At 49.4% G+C, this 617-nt stretch carries 1 pseudogene; it reads left to right on the top strand.

Going from position 1 to position 617, the window contains the following annotated elements:
- A pseudogene (locus tag R7R78_RS27550) lies at nucleotides 1-617 on the top strand (propeptide, peptidase); the annotation flags it as partial.

Below are 617 nucleotides of genomic sequence, written 5' to 3'. Positions count from 1 at the left end.
ATGAAAGTGTTGGTGGTGAATTGGGCGACGAGTTGTGGTCGACACCTTTATTCCAAGCCTTGAAAGCGTCCGTTGCTCGTTATGGCGATGGTTCGGATCGTGTTTTCCGTGACTTTGACTCGATTGTGCTTGAAGGCATGTACGGCGTGGGTCGTGGTGTGAAAATGCATGATTTGGCGGAGTCCACCGTGTTTGCCGCGACAATGCTTTTCCCTGAAAAAGAGTACGCACACATTCTGAAAGATAGCTTCGCACAGCATAACTTACTCAAAGTTCCTTTTAACGCCCGATATCAATCTCGTTACATCAACGCTGGGGAAACGGTCGAGTTGACGCTTTCTCACACCGGCCGATCTGCAAGCGTAAAGGGCAATTGGTCACTGAACAACGACACATCGAAAGCGGTCGATGTGCAACTGGCAAACTCGGCCTCTTTCAGTGCCAACTTACCAACGGGGCTGACGTGTGGTGCACCGTTTGAATCTAAAGTTTCGCTGGATTATCAGTTTGCTGAAGGGCTTAAAGCGCAATCTTGGCAAAACGTGACGGCACTAGTGAACGGTATTCCTCTACTTTTGAATAAGCCCAAGACTATCGAGGATGCGCTCACCGATGCG

It is taken from the genome of Vibrio sp. 2134-1 (genome assembly GCF_033339495.1).
The sequence above is the reverse complement of the archived record's forward strand: the minus strand, read 5'-3'. Positions and strand labels throughout refer to the sequence as shown.